Source organism: Weizmannia sp. WK01, assembly GCF_025905465.1.
Lineage (GTDB): Bacteria > Bacillota > Bacilli > Bacillales > Bacillaceae_C > Weizmannia > Weizmannia faecalis.
The window spans coordinates 3,240,218-3,265,009 of sequence record NZ_CP109616.1 but is presented as its reverse complement, the minus strand read 5'-3'; the positions used below and the strand labels follow the sequence as shown (position 1 = coordinate 3,265,009).

Below are 24,792 nucleotides of genomic sequence, written 5' to 3'. Positions count from 1 at the left end.
CTAATTTTTCCTTTCGCACAACGTCATCAAGTAAGCAGGCTGTACATACATTGTTGAGCTAACAGAGAAACCCGCGAGTTCTCCTATAAATTCTTAGCTAAGACGGCTTTCGAAATGAAGACTGATATTGATATCGAAACGATTGAAACAATAGAAAGAACCAGAAAGGAATAACTTTGGATCAGATATCCGCCTACACTGGAACCAAGGGTTAACCCGAGATATAAAAACGAGTTGCTCAAGGATGTCATGGTCGATCGGCTTTCCGGTAAAACTACAGCATTATAAGTCGTTAATTGGGGAACCCCTACCCCTTGAAAAAATGCCACTAAAGCTAAGACAATAATAAATAGGACTATGCTATGGTTGGTTAAGGCGAGTAATAGGTAAAGAACAGTACAAACAAGTCCGGAAAGAATAATGGTTTTTTTCATCCCTAAAGGTTTACTGATCCATCCCCCAAAAAATGAGCTTGCAAAATTACTTAAGCCGTAAGCGATAAAAACCAACCCGATACGATTCGTGGATAGTGAAAATGTGTTCTCGATGTAAACACCTAAAAAAGTATAAATTGCATAGAAACTATACATCCAAAACAACATCATAAATAATCCGAGCCATGCTTGCTTTTTTGCAATGATATTTTGATAGTGTTTGAAAATATTATGATTGGCTGCCCTATTTGACGGGATATCTTTTTTGACACTCACCATAATAATGAATAAAGCAATCAAAGAAATAATTCCCGAAATCCAAAACGTCCAATTCCAACTGGTAGAACCTGCTATAAAAGAACCAATTGGGACACCTACGGCAATTGAAAGGGACAATGCTGCCATGACCATCCCCATCACTTTAGCAACTTGTTCCCTGTTGAAATTCCCACCGATATAGGCGTAAACATTCGGAGTAAACATGGCAGCTCCCAATCCGGCTAAGGCTCTTGCGGCATAAAAGAACCATAATTGATTAGCAAATCCGCATGAGATGGTTGCCATTGTAAATACTGCCAGCCCTGCCATGATCATTTTCTTCCGTGATGATTTTTCAGAAAAGGGAGCAATGATCGGCGCTCCGATTGCATAAAAAGCGGCATATAATGTTACGGCCCATCCCATGCCTTGCGTAGTTGTATGCAGACCTTTTCCGATAACGGATAACAAAGGTGAGATAATAAAGGAATCCAGACCGACAATAAAAACGGCTAAAAAGAAACTAAAAACAATCCATTTTTCTTTTGATGACATTCTTTCCGTTGTTGAGACATTTCCAGATACAAAGGTTACATTCTGTTTCATTTCACATTCTCCTCTCGTTGTGGAGACATCATACCATGACTTTTCAAAATATTATTGTTTTATGTTGATGACGTGATAATATGTATATATGCATCATAAAAGAGAGGGGTTGGATCTTTGAGTGAATATGGGAGTGTCATCAAACAAATACGTACAGGAAAAGGAATTTCTCAATCTTTTTTTGAAAAAAGGATATTATTGTCCCAATCACAGTTATCCAGAATCGAAAGAGGAAATTCTGAGCCAACCTTTAAAGACGTGATCAACATTTTAGATATACTGCATGTCCCCATTGAGGAGTTTTTATATATTTCTAACAATTATTCGCATAACTGTTCATGGAAAGTGATCCGGGATGTGCAGGAAGCATTAAACACTAATGATGTAAATACGCTTAAAACGCTGAAAGAAAAGATTTATGAAAAATATCTCATCTCAAATGACTTTATGTATCATCATTATTTTTGTATTTGCAAAGCCCATATATTAAGAATGGAAGATAAGAATGAAGAAATCAGTGAAATCATTAAACCCGTTAAAGAATATCTCTTAAAAGTTGATGATTGGTGTACATATGAATTGACCCTGCTGAAATACATTTTATTTTTCCTTGTTAAGCAATTCGTTGAAAGAATCAGCAACGGTATTTTTCGTTCCATTGAAAAATATAAAGAGATGGAGACTGGCTATCAAATTTTTACGTCATTTATTTCGGCCCTAGCATTTTACTTCTTAAAAAACAGGGACTTTCAAAAATCATTATTGCTCTGCAATCAAGTATTAAATAGCCATACACCAAAAAGTGTCATGTTCGATGTGATTGAATTGTCTTTTATAAAAGGGATTGCGATTTACATGAGCGGAAGTAAACAATACGGGGCCCGGTTAATTAGAGAGAATTTTTCGATACTGGTTAACACAAATTATTCCAGCTCACTGGACAAATTTAAGAAAGTCCTGAATGAATTTGGGATGGACGCCATAAATAAGAAAATGAACCCAAACGATGAAAGTGCATAAACAAGGTCGAAGGGTTAAAAGCGCGCCATCATTCTTCCATGGCTAAAATTGTTATGGCTTTTTTCTCACGGATCATTTCCCCCATGGCTCTTGAAATTGTTTGATCGAATGATCACCGAACACAGCATAAGCATGACGGATATGGAAAAAGCTGAAAATTAACAAGGAGTGGAATCTATGAATTCAAAAGAAGTTGAAGCAGTTTTGACACTCCAAGCGTTTAAAAGATATGAATATTTTATTAAAAAGAGTGTTGATTATGAAGAAGTTTGGGGACTATACCACGATGGTTGGGCGATGTCTAAGGATGATAACGGATGTCCGCTTGTAAATTTTTGGCCGAAAAAAGAATTTGCACAAAAATGTGCAGTAGAAGAATGGAAAGAGTACCATGCAAAAAAAATTGACCTTTATGAATTTATGAACGAATGGTTACCTGGGATGAAATCAGACGGTATTAAGCCATCCATATTTTGGAATAACGTTGATTCAGTCGTAGTAGATACAGAAAGACTAAAAAAAGACTTGGATGAAGAACTTGAGAATTATTAGGTGAACCAAAACCGTTTTTCCTTTTTTTATCAGGATTTTTAAAGATCGAACCGCCCTTGAACCAGATCCGAGCGGCTATATCCATGAATCTTTTATTAGGACAACATCTTCCCTTCCCTGAGAAAAACTGCAATACAGTTGGATCTATACTGGAAGATGCCAAAATCACAATCAGGAAAGCTTATGCAGGATGGCATCGTTCCCACACTGAAAAAATAAGGCATATTGTACCTGCAAGACCTTAAAAAGAGGCGTAACAAAATGATAATTTTTTGTTTTAGTGTTTTAAAAATCCGAAGCTTACTTCACTTTATATTATGAAGACAGGTCCGGGGTTAACCGTCAAGCCTGTGGGTTTTGGCAAAAGTAAGTTCAAAGCTGAACATTCGGTCAGGGGCTACAACGACAGGCGTGAAAAAATGAAAAATTTTTTTGTTTCAGTGTTTTAAAAGTCCAAAGCTTATTTCACTTTATATTATGAAGACAGTCCTGAGGTTAAACCACCAGGCCTGTGGGTTTTGGCAAATGTAAGTTCAAATCTGAGCGGTTGGCCAAAAGATACACGTCAAGCAAACAAAAAAATGAAAATTTTTTGTTTCAGTGTTTTAAAAAACCGAAGCTAGTTTCACTTTATATCATGAAGACAGTTCCGGGGTTAAACTGCCAGGCCAGTGGGGCTAAAGCAAGTTCAAATTTTTTACGACATGTCTTGGACCGCCGCCTGCTGTCATTCCCCCGTCCACTGCCAGTTCGGCGCCAGTGATGTAGGAAGCGTCGTCAGAAGCCAGGAAGGCAACGGCTTTGGCGATCTCTTCAGGTTCGCCCGGACGCTCAAGGGCTGTGATTTCATTGAAAGCATCCACCATTTTGCTTGCAGCTTGCGTCAGCGGCGTGTAAACAAATCCCGGATGGACAGAGTTAACGCGGATGCCCCAATCGCTGAATTCCATTGCGGCAGCTTTTGTCATCCCCCGGATTGCCCATTTGCTTGCAGTGTAAGCCACAGCAAAATAACCGGTCAGGCCGGCAATAGAGGACACGTTCACAATTGCGCTTTGCGGCTGCTCCTTCAACAGCTGGCAGGCGTGCTTCATGCCTAAAAAGACGCCCGTTTGGTTAACGGCAATGACCCGGTTCCAATCTTCAAGCTCACAATCGGCAAACTTGGCCCGCTTATTGATGCCAGCATTATTGACTAGAATGTCGAGCTTTCCGAAAGTTCTCCGGATTGTTTCTATAACCTCTGCCCAATCTTCTTCCAAGCTTACATCGAGCTGAACCGGAAGGACGTTTGTTCCGAATTGTTTTTTAATCTTTCTGGCAATCTCTTTTGATTCTTCCAGCAACACATCACCTAGAATCAAATTTTCTGCACCTTCTTCTGCAAACGTAATAGCCATTGCGGCACCAAGACCCCGCGACCCACCGGTGATAAGTGCAGTTTTTCCTTGTAATTTTGCCATAATAAACACCTCCATTCTATGTTGTTCTAAGTATACGCCCTTTTGTTTCCGCTTTCATAATTTCTTGCAGATATTCACTGCTTTGTAAAAAAATTTGGAGGGTGTAACCGGAAAAACTGAGTCATGTTTACTTCATGATACCGAATATAAGTGCAGTTCTTAATACCGCCAATCTCACAGACCGCTGATAACGTTTGGTAATTTGGATGTTTTTCGTCTGCCCTGTTAAAATGTTCTGCAAAAAAATGATAAATTTTTTGATTCAGTGTTTTAAAAGTCCATAGCTTATTTCACTTTATATCATGAAAACAGTTCTGGGGTTAAATTGTCAGTCCTGTGGGTTTTGGCAAAAGTAAGTTCAAAGCTGAGCAGTTGGCCAAAAGGTACACCGATAAGCAAGAAAAAAAGTTAAATTTTTTGTTTCAGCGTTTTAAAAAACCGAAGCTTGTTTCACTTTATATCATGAAGACAGTCACGGGGTTAAACTGCCAAGACTATGGGTTTTGGCAAAAGTAAGTTCAATGCTGAACATTTGACCAAAGGGTAGAGGGGCAAGCAAACAAAAAAGTGAAAAATTTTTTGTTCTCGTGTTTTAAAAGACCAAAGCTTATTTCACTTTATATCATGAAGATAGTCCCCGGGTTGGGGTTAAACTGCCAAGCCAGAGGGATGTGGCTAAAGTAAGTTCAAATCTGAACTTTTGGTCAAAAGGTACAACGACAAAGATGCAAAAAATGATGTTTTTTTTGTTTTGGTGGTTTAAAAAATCAAAACCTGATTCACTTTATATCCTAAAAGCAGGCCCGGAGTTAAACCGCCAAGCCTTTGGGATTGTGGCTAAAGTAAGTTCAAATCTGAGTGTTTGGTCAAAGGGTACACGGCAAGCATAAAAAAATAATGATTTTTTGTTTCGGTGGTTTAAAAAACCAAAACCTGATTCACTTTATATCCTAAAAGCAGGCCTGGGGTTAAACCGCCAGGCCTATGCGTTTTTGCTAAAGTAAGTTCAAATCTAAGCGTTTGGCCAAAAGGTACAACGGCAAGCATGCAAAAAATGATAAATTTTTTGTTTCAGTGTTTTAAAAATCCGGAGCTTATTCCACTTTATATCATGAAGACAGGCTTGGGTAAAATGCCAAGCCTGTCTGTTCATCCAAGTAAGATAAATTTTTTAAGCCCTGTCTTGCCTGCGTTCCCTTTCATGATCTATCATTCGACGCGGGGTGCAGAAGTTCCCGGCCCCCTGCTTTGTAAAAACCTTCACAAAGGTCCTGCCTTGAAAGCTAAGTCAGGTTCACTTCAATATTGATTTTGTTATCCGTGATCGTGTATATATAATCTTTTGTAATCCATCTGGCATTTTTGATTGTGCAGTGGACGAGGTCAGGATCGTTGTCTTCAAGCAAAATTTCCAGCAAACTTTTTAATTCTATTAAATAGTCGTAATCCATTTTCATGAACGGGTTGTATCCGACTAAATAACTGGCACGCTTCAACAGTTTCACTTTTTTTGTTTCATGGCTGTGCCAAAAAATATCGCCTTGAATGATCAATTGGTTTTCCCGAAGGTTCTTCATGGCTTCGCCAACATAATTTTCTTCAATCTTGTAAATACCAGGTGTCACTTGACTCAGCTTGTCCATATTCATACGTACTCACCTATTTTCTCATCGCAGTATGGCAGAAAAGTTTCTATATTTATACCCTGTTTCAAGGGAGGTAAGCTAGACATATACGAAGAGGGAAAATCATAAAATTTTTCAAAAAATATTGATCGCCCAGAGAGCAGCCATTATAATAAAAACAAGATTGCGAAATATCCAACGAATATGTTCTGGAGGGATGCGCATGAGAGCAGCAGTCGTCAGTTCTGATAAGCAAAAACTGGTAGAGGTCAAAGATGTGCAGTTGCGTCCACTTGAATATGGGGAAGCTTTGGTGGATATCGAATACTGCGGTGTCTGCCATACGGATCTGCATGTGGCAAAGGGCGACTTTGGCGATGTGCCGGGACGCATTCTCGGCCATGAAGGAGTCGGCATTGTCAGGGAAGTCGCGGATGGTGTCACTTCTCTTAAAGTGGGAGATCGTGTAAGCGTTGCCTGGTTTTTTGAAGGCTGCGGGCATTGTGAGTACTGTTTAACGGGAAATGAAACATTTTGCCGTGATGTGAAAAATGCAGGCTACAGTGTCGACGGAGCAATGGCAGAGCAGTGCATCGTCAAAGCGGATTACGCCGTAAAAGTGCCGGAAGGGCTGGATCCAAGGCAGGCGACGAGCATTACTTGCGCAGGTGTCACCACTTATAAAGCCATTAAAGTCGCAGATGTGAAGCCGGGCGAATGGATTGCCATTTATGGAGCCGGCGGTCTTGGTAACCTTGCTGTCCAGTACGCCAAACATGTATTTAATGCGAAAGTCATTGCGATCGATATCAATGACGACAAACTTTCACTGGCAAAAGAAGTCGGTGCTGATCTCACCTTTAATTCCAAAATGAAAGGCGATCCGGCTGAATGGATCCAAAAAGAAGTTGGCGGCGCGCATGCTGCAGTGGTAACGGCTGTTTCAAAACAGGCTTTTAACCAGGCTGTCCACTCTGTACGGCCGGTTTCAAAAGTCGTTGCTGTCGGGCTCCCTCCGGAAACAATGGATCTTGAAATTGTGAAGACGGTTCTTGACGGAATAGAAGTCGTCGGCTCTTTGGTAGGCACGAGAAAAGACCTTGAGGAAGCCTTTATGTTCGGGGCGGAAGGAAAAGTCGTCCCGGTTGTGCACACGCGCAGACTGGAAGAAGTGGGAGATGTGTTTAAAGAAATGGAAGAAGGCAGAATACAGGGCAGGATGGTCCTGGATATGTCGTTGAAATAAGCGTGGAAAAAACTTTATGACGTTGGCGGAAATGGAAATCCCCGTTTGAACGGGGATTTTTCGCTTTTTTGCCGACTTGTTCGTATAATAGGGATGAGTACCGTGTAGGGGGGCGCCGAACTTGCGGAGGGAAATCATTGCTTTTTTAAAATAGAAAATAGATCCGGATTTTATCATTTTGTTCGGTTCGTATGCAAAAGGATATGCCCGGCCGGATAGTAATGTTGACATCGCTTTTTACAAAGAAGGCGGCATGATGACACCCTATGAATGTTTTTTGTATGCTCAGGAACTTGCAGATAGATTAAATAAGGACGTGGATCTTATTGACCTGAACGATGCGTCTACTGTATTTCAGGCGCAGTTTTTTGCAACCGGCATCGGTATGGATATAAAAAATGAAAATGCACTGAATGTAAAACGCATGCTGGCATATATGTTTGTATGCAAAGCTAAATGAGGAACGTGCCGAAATCTTAAAAAACATTGCAGAAAGCGGGGCTATGTATGGAAGATGAAGCGGTCTTCAATAAGATAAGTATTATTGAGCGCTGTCTGAAACGTGTCCGGGAAGTGTACAGCGGCTCTCCTGCAAGTTTGGAGGATTTTACGAAACAGGACTCCATCATTCTCAATATTCTGCGAGCCTGTGAAGCATCGATTGACTTGGCCATGCATATTACTGCAAAAGAACAGCTCGAGCTTCCACAGACGAGCAGAGAGGCTTTTGATCTGCTGAAAGCGAACGGGGTGATCAATGAGAAGCGGCTGCAAAATTAAAGGCAATGGTTGGGTTTCGGAATATCGCTGTTCGCGATGACCAGGCCATTGATTTGGATATTTTAAAGCAAATCATAGAGAAACATCTTGAGGATTTTACTTCATATACAAAGCAAATCTTATTTTACAGAAAGCAGGCGTGACTTATGCCATCTTATGTTGTAATTGGCGGCGGAGTGCTCGGTGCTTCTGCTGCATATCATCTTGCAAAAGCGGGCGCAGCTGTTACACTGGTTGACAGGGCTGACCCAGGGCAGGCAACAGAGGCGGCTGCCGGAATCATTTGCCCATGGCTGTCGCAGCGACGCAACAAAAACTGGTACCGGCTCGCAAAAGCAGGCGCGAAATACTACCCTGATTTGATTGCCCAATTGGAAAAAGACGGGGAAACGGAAACCGGTTATAAACGGACCGGTGCCCTCAGCATACATACAGATGAAGAAAAACTCGATAAAATGCAGGAACGCGCGTTAAAGCGAAGGGAAGATGCGCCTGAAATCGGAGAAGTGAAACGGCTGTCTGCGGCCGAAACGCATGACATGTTCCCGATTCTGGACGAACGGTTCAGTGCAGTCTATGCAGGCGGTGCCGCGCGCGTAAACGGGAAGGCATTGCGCAATTGCCTGTTAAATGCTGCTTGCAAACGCGGGGCCAAAGTCATTCAAGGCAGTGCCAGGCTGCTTGTGGAAGGCAGAAAAGTCATCGGGGTTGAAGCCGGCAGCCATACGCTGCATGCGGACAAAACGATTGTGGCAGCGGGTGCATGGGCAAAAGATTTGTTCCAACCGCTCGGTGCGGCATTTCAAGTCAGCCACCAAAAAGCACAGATTCTCCATTTAAAACTGCAAGGTATGGACACAAGCAGCTGGCCGGTCGTCATGCCGCCGAATGATCAGTATTTGCTGGCATTCGATGGCGGCCGTATCATTGCCGGCGCCACCCATGAAAACACGGAAGCTTTTGATTTGCGCACCACAGCCGGCGGGATCCACGAAGTTTTAAGCAAAGTGCTGCCGGTTGCACCGGGCTTGGCTGAAGCGTCCCTTATGGATGTGAAAGTCGGATTTCGGCCGTTCACGCCGGGGTTTTTGCCGGTGATCGGTGCTTGGCCCGGTTACGAAAGGCTTATTTGTGCAAACGGCCTCGGGGCATCCGGTTTAACGGCCGGCCCTTTTCTCGGCGCAGAGCTTGCAAGGCTTGCACTCGGCCGGAAAACAGAACTGGATTTGTCACCGTACGGGCTGGAACAGGCAATTGCCCCTTTATAAATAGCAGGGCTGGTTTTTTATCAAGAAAAACAGGAGCGAAACAATGAACGATTCCTACTTTGACGGGATTTTGCATATTAAAACAACCGGTGAGCAGAAGGGATTTAATGCATCACTACATTACAATCGTTATGAGCCGACGCCTTATCATGCGCTTTGCGAACTGTTCGATCATTATGAACTGGACAAAAGCGACCATGTGGTAGACTTCGGTTGTGGCAAAGGGCGGCTCAATTTTTATATCCATCATTTGTTTCGTGCAACTGTGACCGGTATTGAAATGAATGAATGGTTGTACCGGGAAGCCCTCGAAAACAAGAAACGCTATGAGAGAAAATTCCCGGTCCAGCCTGCCCGTATTCGTTTTAAATGCTGTCTTGCCGAAAATTATAAGATACTGCCGGAAGACAACCGTTTTTACTTTTTTAATCCGTTTTCCGTACAAATCTTTATGAAGGTTGTGCAAAATATTTTACGCTCGGTGGAAGAAGCACACCGGGAAACAGACATTATTTTATATTATCCGTCACAGGACTATATTTACTTCCTTGAAGACCATACGCCATTTGAAAAAAGGCTCGAAGTCCCGCTAACATTTTTATATGAGCATAATCCATACGAAAAATTTGTCGTGTACCGGCTTGCATGATTATGATGGACATTTTTACGGTGCGAATAAGAGAGACAGCGATGGCAGGAACCGTTCAACGTCGTCAGCATGCTGGGATTTTCAAAGACAATATGGACGACCCGGCATCATTGAAGCTATATAAGGTGAACTTAAGTTTTTACATCAAATCCGAGCACCCATTAACACGTTGAGTATTTTTTACAGCCGGCAACAGAGCTGCAATATTTTGCTATATTAATCAGAACGTGACGGAAACTGCCGGGGCATAAAGGGGACACGGAAGAAGCAGTGCCTGTCGTTTCTCCCTATTTCTGAAATATGGCATTGATTGCGAAGCGATGAGACTAATCCTATATGATCATTAATGTAGGACATTCCCTGTCAGCTCTGAGGAGTAAAAATTTTTCGTGATAATTTAACTATTCCCCCCCCAAAAATGCGGCTAAATATGTAATAATTTAAATAATTAGAGCTTGCTGGACGAATATTTTGGCATGGCTTAGTGACAAGTCGAATACAAGCTAAAATTTGATTCGTTCAGCAAGCCCTAATTAAACTTGGCTGTTTTGAGGGGGTTTTTATTTTGGTTACTAGAAAAGAAAAAAGAAATCGTGAAAAAGAAGCAAATTATTTTTTCGAGTTCCTTAAAATTCAGAAGCATTTTTTCAAAGACCTGATGAATAACCTAAAAAAGGTAGCAGACCACCGACATCAAAGCTATATCACTTATGGTCCAGAGGTCCTTTTATTTACGATGATGTTGAAAAATATGACCGGCCTAAAATCCATGAGAAACATGAGTGAGAGTTTTAATAAAGAAGAATGTATTAAAAATGTAGGGAAGGTGTTAGGCTTAGATTCTCTTGAAGAACTTCCACATTATGATACAATTAACGACTTTTTATCTGGCTTAGATGTAAATGAATTAGAAAAAATTAGAACGTATATGATTAAAGAATTATTGAAAAAAAGGTCTCTCGAGTCTTATCGAATTGAAGGAAAGTACTGGGGTGTCATCATTGATGGAACTGGATTACACACCTTTCATGAGAAACATTGTAAACACTGCCTGAGACGGGCATATACAAATAAAGAAACAGGAGAAACGAACGTACTTTATATGCACCATGTACTTGAAGCCAAGCTTGTCGTGGGGGATATGGTCTTCAGTATTGCCTCCGAATTTATCGAAAATGAATCAGAAAATGTTTCTAAGCAAGATTGTGAATTAAAAGCCTTCGACAGGCTGGCAAAGAAAATAAAAAAAATATTTAAAAGACTACCGATTTGTATCTTGGGAGATAGTCTCTATGCATGTGAAACGGTATTTAATCTGTGCAGGGCGCACAAATGGAAATATATATGCAGATTTAAGGAAGGGAGAATTAAAAGTATCTCGACGGAGTTTAAGGCAATAAAAGAGCTGGAACAAAGTAAGGATCAGAATTCATTAGTTTGGGTGAATGATATTGCCTACAAAGACAGAACGGTCAATCTGATGGAGGCCACAATGAAAACAGAGGATGGGAAATCGAAAGAGTATGTATTTATAACGGATATTAAAATCACGAAAAAGAACGTGGAACGACTCATCGCTGCAGGAAGAAGCCGCTGGAAGATTGAAAATCAAGGATTTAACGAACAAAAAAATAATCGTTACAATATAGAACATGCCAATAGCCAAAACTACACAGCCATGAAAAATCATTATTTATTAGTTCAAATAACAGATATTATTAGACAGCTGTTTGAAAAAGGTTCGTCAATCTTAAAAGCACTCAAAAAAACGGCAAAAGAAAAATCCTCAAATCTGTTGGAATCGTTTCGGACACGCATTTTAACAGACGAGGATTTCACCCATTTAAGTAAGCCAATACAAGTAAGGTTTACTTAATGGTTATATTATAGCAAAGGATGTGATGTAAAAAAAGGTTTTTTTGAAGTTATCCACAATTTTAAAAAAGAAATTTGCAAATTCGGCTCTTTTTGACTTTGAAAGCAGAAAAAATAGATGGAAAAATTTTCTAAATGTGGATAAGTCATTTTATCATAAAACATCTAAAAATTGATGAATTTACTCTTCAGAACTGATTCCCTGTATCATGAGTGGCACAGCGATACGGGGAATGTCCTTTTCTCTTCTCCAGATTCTCATTAAATTTTTGACAGACAACACCGTCAATTTTTTGTTGCCTTTCAGTGTCAGGAACATAGGGGTTTCTCAAAATTCAAAATGATAGTGGTCAATTTCTTGTAAAATCTTGAGAAAATCCTCTGTATCCATGACATATTCATGCCGGGATGCCGTAAAATCCTCTAAACTCATGGTGTAAATGACACTCTTTCGATTTTTCCGCAGCCTTTTCACATCTTCTAAGTCAATTCTTCGATCCTGATAAGCCTCGATAAGAAGAATGTCCGAGCTTTTAAAACTGATAGATACAGCAGGGGAATGAATCAGACCCATCTTAGGAAGATAGGTTAGAATTTGTTCTTTAATGGTGAGGCTCCCTCTATCGCTCGAGAAAATGGTAACCTGGTTTATATTTTCGTGAAACTGGTGGAACAACAGGTAGGCTAAAACGAGGATGGAAGTTTCGCCTGCATTTTTCTTAAGTACGATGGGGACGCCTCTGTCATCTCTGGGCCTGCTTTCTTTTGTGTCAAACCCTGATTGATAGAACGTTGCAATCCAGTCTTTCGGAAGGTCATCATGCTGTCCGTAATATTTCTCTAGGGCAGAAAAGTACTTTCTCGCTTTGGAACCGGAAGAAGAGGCATGCTTAAACAGCTTCATTAACCTAATTTCCTGATACCCTGCCAGCTCGGGATAATCCTCAGTTTCGCTCATGATGAAGTACGGCACGTTTATTTTTGAAAGATAATCTAACCGTTTCTGGCTGTGGAAAATTTCGGCATAAACCCATTCCGGGATAAGTACTGCGTCATAGTGCTGAAAAATTTGAGCGGGTGGAAACGCCCATTCATGCTGGCTGCAGAATTCAAGGTTATTGTTATCCAGAATAAGGAGACGGTTGCCTTTTTTCTTCTTTAATGCTGCATACAAATCATGATAGTTTCCCACGTTCGAGTTTCCCCTTCACGTCAAGAAATTTTTTCTCCAGCTTCAAAATGTATTGTCCTGTCTCCTCATACACACGGTCATCCGGTCTTTCCTTTTCTTTTTCTTCTGCCAGGTACTTAAGGAGCCCAAAGTCTACGGTGTAAGACGGCTTGACCAAATTTTCATCTAAAGACAGCTGCTTAAATAACCGGATCCAGTCTGTAACGCTAAAAGTAAGATCAAAATTTGCCTTGATTTCTTCCTGGAGTGTCGTGTTTTGATACGTTATTGCGGATTCATACAGCTGGATAAGGATTGCTTTATAAGGGGCTTTGAATAAGTCCATGCATATCGCCGCACGATGAATAAATTTTTCTTCTTTTAAATGATAAAAATAAGGATACAAATCTTTACTGATCAGCATTTGACTCGCAAAATAGTCCGCCTTGCGTTCTGTTAAATCAAATTCAGTAGAAATTTCATGTGAAACAACGGGCAAATTGTCTACCGTTAAATGGTAAATTTCATGCCAGCAAATAAAGTATTGATATAAACGGGGCTGTGCTGTATTGATGACAGGCACCTTTTCCCCATTGGGAAGCTCCCTGATAGCGCCTCCCCAGTCCGGGTCAGGTATCGGAAGCTGAATCAAATAATGATCTTTTAAAATCTGAAGAGCTTGTTTTTCAGGAGAATGGATTTCATATTTAGCAAGATGTCGGTTCATGAACGCAATGTGGCGCTGAATTTCATTTTCTATTTTTCGATTCAATTTCACTGTCTCATCTAAATTGGCACTTGTAATCCTCAATAGTATCACCCCTTAACATAGAAAGCTGCGACACTCAGCAGCTCATCCAGATCGGCCAATAGCTCCCGTGTTAAAGCGTCACGCTCCGAACCAGAAAACCTGTCAGAGTACTGGGTAGCAGGTAAAAGCCATTTTTCCTGCTCAAGTGAGGGCAACCGGGTAAAAAAGTCTAAAGGCAAACCGAGAGCATCCGTTATTTTTTTCATCTGTTCTTCATATATGTTTGGGCTCGGACTATTCCCATTTAAAATTTGATTCAGTGTGGGCCGGGAGATCCCCGTTAACTTTGAAAATGAGGTTTTTGTATAGCCGTTTAACCGAATGTAATAGAGTAAATTTTCTCCAATGGATTTTTTCAGGGAAAATAGTTTCATTCCTCTCACCTCCATCATGCTATCTTTATTATAACCCAAAATTCAGGGGATATGTAAAAATAATTTTTACGAGTATGTGTCAAGTTTTTCTCGACAAGGTTTAAATATCGGGTATTCCAAGACACTCTTTTTGTACACTTTCGGCTACCGTGCTTTACTTGCTCGGTGTAATTTTCGGAAAAGATGTAGTATTTTCGTATAAAGATGGATAACGGGGATGTTGAGGCGCGCGAAATTCACTCGCTTTCCGCGGGCGGCCGGCGAGCCTCCTCGCTCGTACCTCGCTGCGGGGTCTCTCCTGGCTCGCTTTTCCCGCAGGAGTCTCGTAAATTTCGCGCGCCTCAACGATCAGTCCCCACTGAGCCAGGCTTAAAACGAAAGCTCTAATATTTTGCTTAAATGTCCCATTGCCGATGAACTGCTTGAATGCAGGGCAACTGATCCGTGCTTTACGCCCACTGACGGGCGTACAGGCTGCTTGAGTAGTTGAGACATCCTGATGGATTGTTTCAAGTTCCGTTGCTTTCTCTCGCTTCTTGAACGGTGTTTCAGATAGGCTTCTCTCAATGTCCCATTGAGTATGCCTTGTTTGATTTTCACCATGGCTTCTGCGCCAAGTTCACTCCAATGCATGCCCCTTTTTTTCATCCTGAAGGAGATATGCCTTTGATTCGATTCCATCGCTCCTAGGCCTCTCGCACCTTCCGGCACGTTTTTCACCCTGTCTCTCCAGTCAAAAATGCGGTCCCAGTTTTTCAAGATATACGAACGGAATTCCTTGATTTTCTTGAGGGCCTTTTTATCCGTCAAGGTGCTTTCGTGCGTATCCAAATATAACGTGAATTGGTCCAGGTCATGCGTTCTAATCGCTTTTCTAATTTGCTCCTTGATCTCGCTCTTTCCGCCCCCAAATGTCCTTATGATGGCTTGTGCAACGTGGTAGGTATCCAGCTGGTTGAGCACCGGAAATTCCGACTGTGAGAATGCTGTTTGAAACCGTTCAGCTGTGTACCCAGCACCTCCATCACTGTTTGTAATGACATGCGCTTTTTCGAGGGAATAGGTGTTGGCAGCTGTGGCTTGGACTTCATCCCAAAATGTCTGAATGTCTTCCGTCGTCATGATGACTGTGGGCTGACGCAGGGAGACCCTTTTTCCATTGGTTTCCCATCCCTCATAGAGAATGGCGTGGTGGACTTCCATACTCTGTTTCTTTTTTAGTCCCCGAACGAATACACCATCTGCTTCAGAAAACAGGTAGTCTACCTTCTTCCCCTCAGGCAGGGAAACAGCTATTTCTAGCTCTTCTACAAGTGCCTTATCGGCTTCCGCCTGAGTTTTCCCTACGTGTTTTACCATGTTCCCTACAGTTGTGTGACTAAGACTCACTGCTGTCCACTCTTTTAAAATATCAGCTACTTCCCGATAGGTGTTCTCACTTGCCAACTCTGCCACCTTTAATTCCACTAACGGGCTGTATCGTTGGTGTGGTACCAGCCCTAACCATTCATCCAGAGGATAATGTGAGTTCCCTCTCTTATCACGCATTAGTGAACGTTTAAAAGTCACACTTCCAAATAGAAACTGAACGCTTCTGTTATCACTCCGGCAGTACACCCAGCCCTCCTCTAACTTCTCCTGTTTAATTGTTTTATCTAACTCTTCAAATATTTCCCCAACCCATTGTGTAAAAGCCTTCTGCATCAGAAGTTTAAGCTGTTCTTCAAATTCGATAAGACTCTTTGTATCCTTTAATAATCCAGCAATTATTGATATAATATCCATGGGAAGACCTCTCTCTCTAGATGTTCATCTTGAAGTGTACAATTAGATGATAGAGCGTCTTCCCATTTTTTTCCACTCATCTGCCCCGTCGAGTAAAATTTTACACATACTTTTTACGATTTGTAAATCATGGGTAGGTGAACTCAGTTCTGAAGAGTAAATTCATCAATTTTTAGATGTTTTATGATAAAATGACTTATCCACATTTAGAAAATTTTTCCATCTATTTTTTCTGCTTTCAAAGTCAAAAAGAGCCGAATTTGCAAATTTCTTTTTTAAAATTGTGGATAACTTCAAAAAAACCTTTTTTTACATCACATCCTTTGCTATAATATAACCATTAAGTAAACCTTACTTGTATTGGCTTACTTAAATGGGTGAAATCCTCGTCTGTTAAAATGCGTGTCCGAAACGATTCCAACAGATTTGAGGATTTTTCTTTTGCCGTTTTTTTGAGTGCTTTTAAGATTGACGAACCTTTTTCAAACAGCTGTCTAATAATATCTGTTATTTGAACTAATAAATAATGATTTTTCATGGCTGTGTAGTTTTGGCTATTGGCATGTTCTATATTGTAACGATTATTTTTTTGTTCGTTAAATCCTTGATTTTCAATCTTCCAGCGGCTTCTTCCTGCAGCGATGAGTCGTTCCACGTTCTTTTTCGTGATTTTAATATCCGTTATAAATACATACTCTTTCGATTTCCCATCCTCTGTTTTCATTGTGGCCTCCATCAGATTGACCGTTCTGTCTTTGTAGGCAATATCATTCACCCAAACTAATGAATTCTGATCCTTACTTTGTTCCAGCTCTTTTATTGCCTTAAACTCCGTCGAGATACTTTTAATTCTCCCTTCCTTAAATCTGCATATATATTTCCATTTGTGCGCCCTGCACAGATTAAATACCGTTTCACATGCATAGAGACTATCTCCCAAGATACAAATCGGTAGTCTTTTAAATATTTTTTTTATTTTCTTTGCCAGCCTGTCGAAGGCTTTTAATTCACAATCTTGCTTAGAAACATTTTCTGATTCATTTTCGATAAATTCGGAGGCAATACTGAAGACCATATCCCCCACGACAAGCTTGGCTTCAAGTACATGGTGCATATAAAGTACGTTCGTTTCTCCTGTTTCTTTATTTGTATATGCCCGTCTCAGGCAGTGTTTACAATGTTTCTCATGAAAGGTGTGTAATCCAGTTCCATCAATGATGACACCCCAGTACTTTCCTTCAATTCGATAAGACTCGAGAGACCTTTTTTTCAATAATTCTTTAATCATATACGTTCTAATTTTTTCTAATTCATTTACATCTAAGCCAGATAAAAAGTCGTTAATTGTATCATAATGTGGAAGTTCTTCAAGAGAATCTAAGCCTAACACCTTCCCTACATTTTTAATACATTCTTCTTTATTAAAACTCTCACTCATGTTTCTCATGGATTTTAGGCCGGTCATATTTTTCAACATCATCGTAAATAAAAGGACCTCTGGACCATAAGTGATATAGCTTTGATGTCGGTGGTCTGCTACCTTTTTTAGGTTATTCATCAGGTCTTTGAAAAAATGCTTCTGAATTTTAAGGAACTCGAAAAAATAATTTGCTTCTTTTTCACGATTTCTTTTTTCTTTTCTAGTAACCAAAATAAAAACCCCCTCAAAACAGCCAAGTTTAATTAGGGCTTGCTGAACGAATCAAATTTTAGCTTGTATTCGACTTGTCACTAAGCCATGCCAAAATATTCGTCCAGCAAGCTCTAATTATTTAAATTATTACATATTTAGCCGCATTTTTGGGGGGGGAATAGTTAAATTATCACGAAAAATTTTTACTCCTCAGAGCTGAGGTGAACTGAAAGGCGGAATTGGAATCATGAGTACATCATGATCGGGGGTAACTGCAATGTAGGAAGAACAATTTCTTGCCCAAAATGGCTTATAATCAGACTAAAAGCTATTCCCCAGTAGAGGACGCGCACTTTAGAGAATCTTCTGTTCCTCCGTTAGATGGATTGCAAGATTGCTGCTTCCTTCCCCTTTACTTAGCCGTTATAATAGTAATAAGTTCACTCAGGAGGAAGAAATTTTTATGATTACAGGCGAGATGAATTACAAACTCCTTAATGGTGATTGAACAATTTACATACTTGCTGGTTATAGAAGGGCTGGATAATGCGGAATTAGCGAAGGAACCGGAAGCAAAGATTTGGAGCTTCCGCATGAAGGTCCTATTCCGGAGGACAAACAGCATTTGCGCTAGCATCGCGTCAAAACAGCTCGGGTGGCAGATGAAATGTATGAAGTTGTTTCAAAAGAAGTGTTTTCGTTCTCAAAAGCTTGGATGTTAACGAGGACCCGGCGTATTCCAAATACATGGACGATGCCATATTTTTGATTTCAACAGCGAATATGCTAGCGAAAATTGCGGACGATATTGATAAACCTGCTGATGAAAGACGCGATACACAGGGGGACTTGTACGAGTATTTGCTGTCTAAAATTGCGACAGCCGGAACAAACGGGCAAATTCCGAACACCAAACTATATTATCAAAATGAGGAAGGAGAAGAGTAAGGTAGGATGATCTTTTTTTAACTCCTAAAAATTTCATATAATCGCATATTCAATTTATGGTGAAAAAATCTTACTATATTTGCATTTTTATTGCAGTGGAATATCTTTATTGTCGAATTATGTAAGTGTGGGAGGCTAGTTTATGAGGGAATCAATAAAAACAACAAATATATCCGATGAAAATATTTTATTTATTTACAACTTAATTGAAGTTACTAGAAAAGGTGATAATGAACTCAAAAATTTCATTGATTACCACTTGTTCCCTAAAAAATCGCCTTTAAGTTTAGAAACTATTAATAACAAAATTAAAGCATTAAAATTAATGGACGCTACTCAAAAATCAATTGTCAAAGCAAGGGCAAAAGAATTTGAAGAGGCAAATGATGTATCGAAATATTTTCCTTCTCTCTTGGGTATTTTGGCATTTATATTGAGTCTATATGCAATGTTGGAAAAAATAAACAAAATAGTAGGGTTAATTACAAATTTGTTGGTTATTACATTTTTGACGCTTTATTCAATAAGACTATTCTTTAAATTTGTAGAAAGACGTTCAACTGCTGTATACTTTAATGCACTTATAGATTCTATTGGAAAATAATTTATTTAAAAAGTGATGTATTTCTTTTAATTTGAGATGAGAAAGTGCTGTGAAATTAAAGACTTATCGGGAAACGAGGAAGGAAAAACGAGTATCATTCTGGATTATGAAAGTAAAAAGTGCTTCGAACCTCTGATATAATTGGATTAGAGAAAAATGATTAACCAGAAAGAAGGGCATCTTTAAAGAGAAATGATACCATCTCTGTCACAAAATTAAATATGCATTTCGTCTAAAGATGAATATGCTATGTTGACGATGAATGATCGTAATAGAAGAGAAAGTTGTTGATTGTCGGCTGGTTCCTGAGAAAAAGCAGTGAGAGTTGTGGAGATTTCGTAAAGCCAGCAAGTATGGGGAAAATCAATACTCAATAACTCCTTGTCACATGTTACGAACTATTGGAAACAGGAAAATCAGACAACACCCAAACAAGGCTGCCTGCATGAAACAGGCAGCCTTGGGCTAAATACGATCTATCCGTGCTTTTTCTTTTGTAATCAGTTTGATCAAAATCGGCCCTAAGATCAAATAAAAGAAGAAGTTTCCCGCGGCATGGTAGCTGTCAAACAACAGCCCGCCGAGGTAGTATGTCCAAAATGCAAACGGCCCGCCGATAAACAAATAATTTAATGAAACCATAAAGCCAAACAGGAAGCCGGTAAAAGCTGCATACAAACATAACACGAGATGCGGGATTTTTTTGTATAACTCTTTCTTGCCGAGCAGACCGGAAAGCACCGCGATACTCCCCCACGCAAGAAATTGCATGATCGCAAACAACCCCATGCCAAGAAACATATCGGAACCGAAAACGATTAAAAACGCAAGCGCCAAACCGAAGCGGATGCCGAAAACAAAAGAACTGCAAATGATGATCACCGTGCATGGCTGGACATTCGGGATTGACGCCATCAAAATCCGTCCGGCCACGCTCAGTGCGGCTAGCATGGCAAGAAGCGCCATTCTCCTTGTCAGCCGTGAAGCGTTCTTCGCTGACTTCTTTTTTTCAAGCGGCTGATTCCCCATATTATGCACTCCTATTTAGAATAGAACCAGACAACCTGATCGCCGGCTTTTAATTTATACGTCCCTGCGGAAACGTTTGGCTCTTTTCCGTTTACTTTATATTTCCAGCCGCTCATGCCGCCTTGATCCCCTTCATACTGGCCGTCAATGCCTTTTACATAGGCCGTTGCACCGGATCCGGAATAATCGACGCTTACACCTTCAGAAGCGGTAGCTGTTTTTAAAACGGAAAATGCTGTGTCTCCGCTTTTATAACTGTATTTGCCGCCGAAAACTGGCCCTTTATAGCCCTTTACCGTTAAAGAAACCGTTTCGGCCTTTGCTTTAGATGAGGCTCCCGTGTTGTCGGAAGCACGGCTGTCATTGGAACCGGACGAAGAAGCCCCAGTTGTCGTTTTTGTTGATGTGCTGGATGTGACCGCCGTTTTTGTATTTGTGGCAGGTGTTTCATCCGTTTTGCTGTCTGTCGAAGCTTTAGCCTCAGTATTTTTGGAACGAGCGGCTGAATCTTTCACGTTGCTTCCGGATCCGCCCGTATTGCTTTTTTCATCCGTTTTGATACTGCCAGCGTCGTCCGTTTTCTTTCCGGATGTATTTTCTTTTGCTGCCGTACTCTTTTCCTTTGCTGCAGTGTTTGCAACTTGTGTTGTTTCTGAATAGGTTTTAACGGTTTTCGATTCAAAATGGAAACCGTCGATCAAAAACCAGGCGCCGAATGCAATCAATAAGACGGCAATACTATCAATGATCATGCTTTTATATTTCATTCCTGCTCATACCCCCAGAAATTTTTTACTGATGATTAGCAGGATGACGCCTGCACCCGCAGATAGGGAACCGACCCAGCCGTGCACAGGAGAAATACCCGTTGTTTTGGTAATAACGACTTTTTTCGGCTCTTGCTGCACATCTTCTGCAGGGGTTGCCTGGTCAGTTGCAGCTGCAGGCTTGTCCTCTTTTTTTGCATGTGAAACTTTTTCTGCTTTTGCCGGCGTTTGATTTTTAGTTGCAGCTGGCTTTTCTACCGTGTTGGTTTTTGTGATGGTGTTGTTGTTTGTAATTGTATGATCTTTCGTAATCGTATTCGTTTTGGTGACGACTTCTTTCGCATGCTTTTCAACCACTTTTGCAGCGGCAGCAGCTGGACTTTGGCTGGTGGTTTTGCCAGTCCCATTATTATTTGGAGAATTGTCGCTACCTTTACTCCCGGTATTGCTACTGCTCGAATCCTTGTCCCCGGCACCCGAATCGGTTGCGTCTGTACAGGCAGAATAGGAGCTGCTTACTTTCCGGAAGTTATACAGGGTATCCCCCTTGAGAAAAAGGTCATAGGCGACAAGGGCCTGGAAAACCTGTTCTGTTGAAAAGCTATCTGAAGATTCGCTTGCCGTTTGCCACTTGTACCCGCCGTTTTTGGCATCTTTATAGGTGCTGAGCGCAGAAATTGGATTCATGCCTTTTTTAACAAAATCATCGGTTGACGGGTCAACGCCGACAGAGACAAGACCGATGATGGCCTGGGCGGTTGTGCACGAATTGTCAAAGCTGGCGTTTTCTTTTTCTGCTGCCTTCAAGTATTTAATGCCATCCCGGATTGCCGTGTTCACATCTTTATCATGTTTATCCTGATAAGTGCCAAGCGCGGTCAGTACCATGCCGGTTGAGTCAACATCCGAATTTTTGGCGGTCAAACTCCAGCTCCAACCGCCGTCCGGAAGTTCCGCATCAACCAGTTTTGCTGCAATTTTAGCAGGAGTATTCGGTGCATCACTCGGAATCTCATAATTATCCGTATTCAAAGCGATTAAATCATAGGCATATCCGGTTACCGAGCTTTCTGCCGCCGTATCGTATACGCGTTTGATCAAATTCTCTCCTTGAAAGTTTTCCGGATCCTCTCCAATCGCTTTTAGAGCAATGATGGTCTTAACGAGTTCCGTACCGGTTAACTCTTTGCCTTTGGCTCTCACCCGGTTTATTAAAACTTTCCGGTACTGCTTTATCTCATGGGCTGTTAGCAAATTCTCCTTTGCCAGTGCGGCTACTGCAAAATCCGAGTTTAAAGCGGAAGATTTAAAATATGATGCCGTATCCTTTATATCTTTGCAGACAGATACTGCTGCAAAACTGTGGATTGGAACTGCAAATGCCAAAACAAAAACAATTCCCAGAAAGAGTCTTCTTGCGCTTTTCCCCACCATTACCGCTCTCCTTTCATAAAAAACCCCTTGTACAAAAGAGGTATACAAGGGCAAAATTTTTTTCGCCTATACCTCGTAGGCTTCAAATAAACCGACAGCTTGGGAGAAAGATCTGACTTAGGAAAATGTTTTCCATCACAGTGGCGGGACCGTACAGGAATTTCACCTGTTTCCATCGCCCAAGCCCGTATTTAGATGTCAGTAATTAATTATAGAACAACCCCTGCCTGTTGGAAAGGACAATTTCTGCCACTATTTCATTGACAAACAAGCGGTGCTGTGCTAAAAAATAAGATGTTAGCACTCTGGTGTTAGGAGTGCTAAAGGGACATTGCCATCATCTATACATATAAAGGAGAGATCGAAGTGGCGGTAAAGGAATTTAAAGCAGAATCCAAACGGCTTCTCGACATGATGATCCACTCGATTTACACGCAAAAAGAAATTTTCTTGCGTGAGCTGATATCCAACGCCAGCGACGCGATTGATAAAATTTATTACAAAGCTTTGACAGATGAAAATTTAACATTTGATAAAGACAGCTACTACATTAAAATTACCCCGGATAAAGAAAACCGGACGCTGACTGTTTCTGATACCGGGATCGGCATGACGGAGACGGAACTGGAAGAAAACCTCGGCACGATCGCGCAAAGCGGTTCGCTCGCTTTTAAACATGACAATGAAATGAAAGACGGGTATGATCTTATCGGCCAGTTCGGCGTCGGCTTCTACTCGGCGTTCATGGTGGCAGATGAAATTACCGTCATTTCCAAGGCTGCGGGGAGCGATCAGGCTTATAAATGGCAGTCGAAAGGTGCGGAAGGCTATACGATTGAGCCGTGCGAAAAAAACGGCAACGGTACGGATATTATATTGAAGCTGAAAGAAAACACAGAGGATGAAGACTACGATCAGTATTTGGAAGAGTACCGGCTGCGGGCCATTGTGAAAAAATATTCCGATTTTATCCGCTACCCGATTAAAATGGATGTAACGGAAAGGCGCCTGAAAGAGGGCAGCGATGATGAATACGAAGAGGTCAAAGAAGAACAAACGCTCAACAGCATGGTCCCGATCTGGCGCAAAAACAAGAGTGAGCTGACAGATGAAGATTATGAGCAATTTTATATGGAAAAGCATTACGGCTTTGACAAACCGGTCAAGCATATTCACATCAAAGTTGACGGCACCGTGCGTTACAATGCAATTCTTTACATTCCGGAAAAAATTCCGTTCGATTATTATACGCCGGAATATGAAAAAGGGCTGGAACTGTATGCGAATGGCGTTCTGATTATGGAAAAATGCCCGGATCTTTTACCGGATTATTTCAGTTTTGTCAAAGGGATGGTCGACTCCGAAGACCTGTCTCTGAACATTTCGCGGGAAATGCTCCAGCACGACCGTCAGCTAAAACTGATTGCGAAAAATATCAAAAACAAAATCAAGCGTGAACTAGCTAACCTTTTAAAAGAAAACCGTGAGCAGTACGAAGCATTTTTCAAATCATTCGGGCGTCAGTTGAAATTCGGGGTATACAATGAATTTGGCGCGCACAAAGAAGATTTGCAGGATCTCCTGATGTTTTATTCTTCAAAAGAGAAAAAGCTTGTTACGCTTGATGAATACGTAAGCCGCATGCCGGAAGACCAAAAATACATTTATTACGCAACCGGTGAGTCGATTGACCGGATTGAAAAATTGCCGCAGACGGAACTTGTGCTTGATAAAGGATACGAAATCCTTTACTTTACGGAAGACATCGATGAATTTGCGATCAAGATGCTCATGAATTATAAGGAAAAAGAATTCAGGTCCGTATCAAGCGGCGATCTCGGTTTTGAAACGGAAGACAAAAAAGAAACCGATGCCGAGGAAAAAGAAAACAAAGAGCTCTTTGCATTTATGAAAGAGACACTGGACGGAAAAGTGAAAAATGTCCGTGCCTCGCACCGCTTAAAATCGCATCCGGTCTGCTTTACAACGGACGGCGAAGTGTCGATTGAAATGGAAAAAGTGTTGAGCGCAATGCCGAACGGACAAAATGTAAAAGCCGATAAAGTGCTCGAAATTAACATCCATCATGATGTATTTAACGCATTAAAAGAGGCGTTCGCCCATGACAAGGACAAATGCAAGCTTTATACAAACCTGTTGTATAACCAGGCGCGGCTGATTGAAGGGCTCGAGATTGAAGACCCGGTTGCATTTTCAAATGATATTTGCAAAATGATGGCATAAGGAAGCCCGCATATTGCAAAAAAGCCACGGGACATCCAGCAAATCTACGGCCCCCGCGACGGCCGGCATGGTTGCTGTGCCCGTGCCGGTGAGCACCGGGACATTTGCAAACCGTATGGCTGGAACATTTCATGAATAGCAGTAGTTTATATGACGAAGAAGGCTCCATCTGAAAGCAAGATGGGGTCTTTTTGTATTTTTTATAAAAAAGGGTTG

21 protein-coding genes, 1 pseudogene and 1 riboswitch are annotated in these 24,792 nt (G+C 41.1%); of the genes and pseudogenes, 11 read left to right on the top strand and 11 right to left on the bottom strand.

Annotated elements, in window-relative coordinates; all coding sequences use genetic code 11:
* Positions 1-83: 83 nt before the first annotated feature.
* On the bottom strand, positions 84-1,298 hold the full coding sequence (locus tag OF158_RS15495; RefSeq protein WP_017551569.1) for an MFS transporter: 1,215 nt from the start codon (positions 1,296-1,298) through the stop codon (positions 84-86).
* Between the two features lie 117 nt (positions 1,299-1,415).
* Here OF158_RS15495 and OF158_RS15490 point away from each other — a divergent pair, with 117 nt between their 5' ends.
* Positions 1,416-2,318, top strand: coding sequence for a helix-turn-helix domain-containing protein (locus OF158_RS15490; protein WP_017551570.1), 903 nt, complete (start codon positions 1,416-1,418; stop codon positions 2,316-2,318).
* 177 nt (positions 2,319-2,495) lie between these two features.
* On the top strand, positions 2,496-2,870 hold the full coding sequence (locus OF158_RS15485; RefSeq protein WP_017551571.1) for a DUF2750 domain-containing protein: 375 nt from the start codon (positions 2,496-2,498) through the stop codon (positions 2,868-2,870).
* A 677-nt stretch (positions 2,871-3,547) separates the two neighbouring features.
* Here the strand turns inward: OF158_RS15485 and OF158_RS15480 are convergent.
* Both OF158_RS15480 and OF158_RS15475 read right to left on the bottom strand, forming a co-directional pair.
* Positions 3,548-4,333 (bottom strand): SDR family NAD(P)-dependent oxidoreductase, encoded by a 786-nt coding sequence (locus tag OF158_RS15480; RefSeq protein WP_017551572.1) that lies wholly within the window; start codon positions 4,331-4,333, stop codon positions 3,548-3,550.
* Positions 4,334-5,616: 1,283 nt separating this feature from the next.
* Positions 5,617-5,982 carry a hypothetical protein gene (locus OF158_RS15475; protein WP_017551575.1) on the bottom strand — a complete coding sequence of 122 codons (366 nt, stop codon included), beginning with the start codon at positions 5,980-5,982 and terminating at the stop codon, positions 5,617-5,619.
* A gap of 199 nt (positions 5,983-6,181) precedes the next feature.
* Between OF158_RS15475 and adhP the strand changes: the two genes are divergently transcribed.
* The 6 genes and pseudogenes from adhP (at position 6,182) to OF158_RS15445 (ending at position 11,777) form a co-directional block, all read left to right on the top strand.
* Positions 6,182-7,204 carry an alcohol dehydrogenase AdhP gene (adhP, locus tag OF158_RS15470; RefSeq protein ID WP_035183363.1) on the top strand — a complete coding sequence of 341 codons (1,023 nt, stop codon included), beginning with the start codon at positions 6,182-6,184 and terminating at the stop codon, positions 7,202-7,204.
* Positions 7,205-7,382: 178 nt separating this feature from the next.
* Positions 7,383-7,664 (top strand): type VII toxin-antitoxin system MntA family adenylyltransferase antitoxin, encoded by a 282-nt coding sequence (locus OF158_RS15465; protein WP_225620925.1) that lies wholly within the window; start codon positions 7,383-7,385, stop codon positions 7,662-7,664.
* 47 nt (positions 7,665-7,711) lie between these two features.
* Positions 7,712-8,127: pseudogene (locus OF158_RS15460) on the top strand (DUF86 domain-containing protein).
* Positions 8,128-8,130: 3 nt separating this feature from the next.
* The gene (locus OF158_RS15455) at positions 8,131-9,252 is read left to right on the top strand and encodes an NAD(P)/FAD-dependent oxidoreductase (protein ID WP_035183364.1); all 1,122 of its coding nucleotides are present in this window, start codon (positions 8,131-8,133) and stop codon (positions 9,250-9,252) included.
* Positions 9,253-9,295: 43 nt separating this feature from the next.
* On the top strand, positions 9,296-9,901 hold the full coding sequence (locus OF158_RS15450) for a class I SAM-dependent methyltransferase (RefSeq protein WP_035183366.1): 606 nt from the start codon (positions 9,296-9,298) through the stop codon (positions 9,899-9,901).
* A gap of 565 nt (positions 9,902-10,466) precedes the next feature.
* Complete coding sequence (locus tag OF158_RS15445) at positions 10,467-11,777, top strand: transposase (RefSeq protein ID WP_013858128.1); 1,311 nt, start codon at positions 10,467-10,469, stop codon at positions 11,775-11,777.
* Between the two features lie 327 nt (positions 11,778-12,104).
* Here the strand turns inward: OF158_RS15445 and OF158_RS15440 are convergent, their stop codons facing one another.
* The 5 genes from OF158_RS15440 to OF158_RS15420 all read right to left on the bottom strand — a co-directional run bounded on the left by OF158_RS15440 (position 12,105) and on the right by OF158_RS15420 (position 17,568).
* Positions 12,105-12,968, bottom strand: coding sequence for a hypothetical protein (locus tag OF158_RS15440; protein ID WP_035185348.1), 864 nt, complete (start codon positions 12,966-12,968; stop codon positions 12,105-12,107).
* The gene (locus tag OF158_RS15435) at positions 12,952-13,758 is read right to left on the bottom strand and encodes an ImmA/IrrE family metallo-endopeptidase (protein WP_052042185.1); all 807 of its coding nucleotides are present in this window, start codon (positions 13,756-13,758) and stop codon (positions 12,952-12,954) included. Before OF158_RS15435 ends, OF158_RS15440 begins: the two co-directional genes overlap by 17 nt.
* Before the next feature lie 5 nt (positions 13,759-13,763).
* The gene (locus OF158_RS15430) at positions 13,764-14,132 is read right to left on the bottom strand and encodes a helix-turn-helix domain-containing protein (RefSeq protein WP_048339785.1); all 369 of its coding nucleotides are present in this window, start codon (positions 14,130-14,132) and stop codon (positions 13,764-13,766) included.
* A gap of 369 nt (positions 14,133-14,501) precedes the next feature.
* Complete coding sequence (locus tag OF158_RS15425) at positions 14,502-15,917, bottom strand: ISLre2 family transposase (RefSeq protein WP_048339784.1); 1,416 nt, start codon at positions 15,915-15,917, stop codon at positions 14,502-14,504.
* 340 nt (positions 15,918-16,257) lie between these two features.
* Positions 16,258-17,568, bottom strand: coding sequence for a transposase (locus OF158_RS15420; protein WP_013858128.1), 1,311 nt, complete (start codon positions 17,566-17,568; stop codon positions 16,258-16,260).
* Between the two features lie 747 nt (positions 17,569-18,315).
* On the opposite strand from OF158_RS15420, the gene OF158_RS17670 reads away from it, so the two are divergent.
* Both OF158_RS17670 and OF158_RS15410 read left to right on the top strand, forming a co-directional pair.
* Entirely contained in the window at positions 18,316-18,498 is a 183-nt protein-coding gene (locus tag OF158_RS17670; protein ID WP_128890978.1) for a hypothetical protein, read from the top strand.
* 142 nt (positions 18,499-18,640) lie between these two features.
* Positions 18,641-19,102, top strand: a complete 462-nt coding sequence (locus OF158_RS15410; protein ID WP_035183377.1) for a hypothetical protein — start codon at positions 18,641-18,643, stop codon at positions 19,100-19,102.
* Between the two features lie 465 nt (positions 19,103-19,567).
* Here the strand turns inward: OF158_RS15410 and OF158_RS15405 are convergent, their stop codons facing one another.
* From OF158_RS15405 to OF158_RS15395, 3 genes are read right to left on the bottom strand one after another with little or no spacing between them, the layout of a single operon-like run.
* Complete coding sequence (locus tag OF158_RS15405; protein ID WP_014096957.1) at positions 19,568-20,131, bottom strand: ECF transporter S component; 564 nt, start codon at positions 20,129-20,131, stop codon at positions 19,568-19,570.
* A gap of 11 nt (positions 20,132-20,142) precedes the next feature.
* Positions 20,143-20,898 carry a DUF4430 domain-containing protein gene (locus OF158_RS15400; RefSeq protein ID WP_014096958.1) on the bottom strand — a complete coding sequence of 252 codons (756 nt, stop codon included), beginning with the start codon at positions 20,896-20,898 and terminating at the stop codon, positions 20,143-20,145.
* A 6-nt stretch (positions 20,899-20,904) separates the two neighbouring features.
* Positions 20,905-22,332, bottom strand: a complete 1,428-nt coding sequence (locus OF158_RS15395; protein ID WP_035183378.1) for a prenyltransferase/squalene oxidase repeat-containing protein — start codon at positions 22,330-22,332, stop codon at positions 20,905-20,907.
* Positions 22,333-22,385: 53 nt separating this feature from the next.
* A riboswitch (adenosylcobalamin (AdoCbl) riboswitch) is annotated at positions 22,386-22,533 on the bottom strand.
* A 165-nt stretch (positions 22,534-22,698) separates the two neighbouring features.
* On the opposite strand from OF158_RS15395, the gene htpG reads away from it, so the two are divergent.
* Positions 22,699-24,576 carry a molecular chaperone HtpG gene (htpG, locus tag OF158_RS15390; RefSeq protein WP_017552271.1) on the top strand — a complete coding sequence of 626 codons (1,878 nt, stop codon included), beginning with the start codon at positions 22,699-22,701 and terminating at the stop codon, positions 24,574-24,576.
* Positions 24,577-24,792 lie beyond the last annotated feature (216 nt).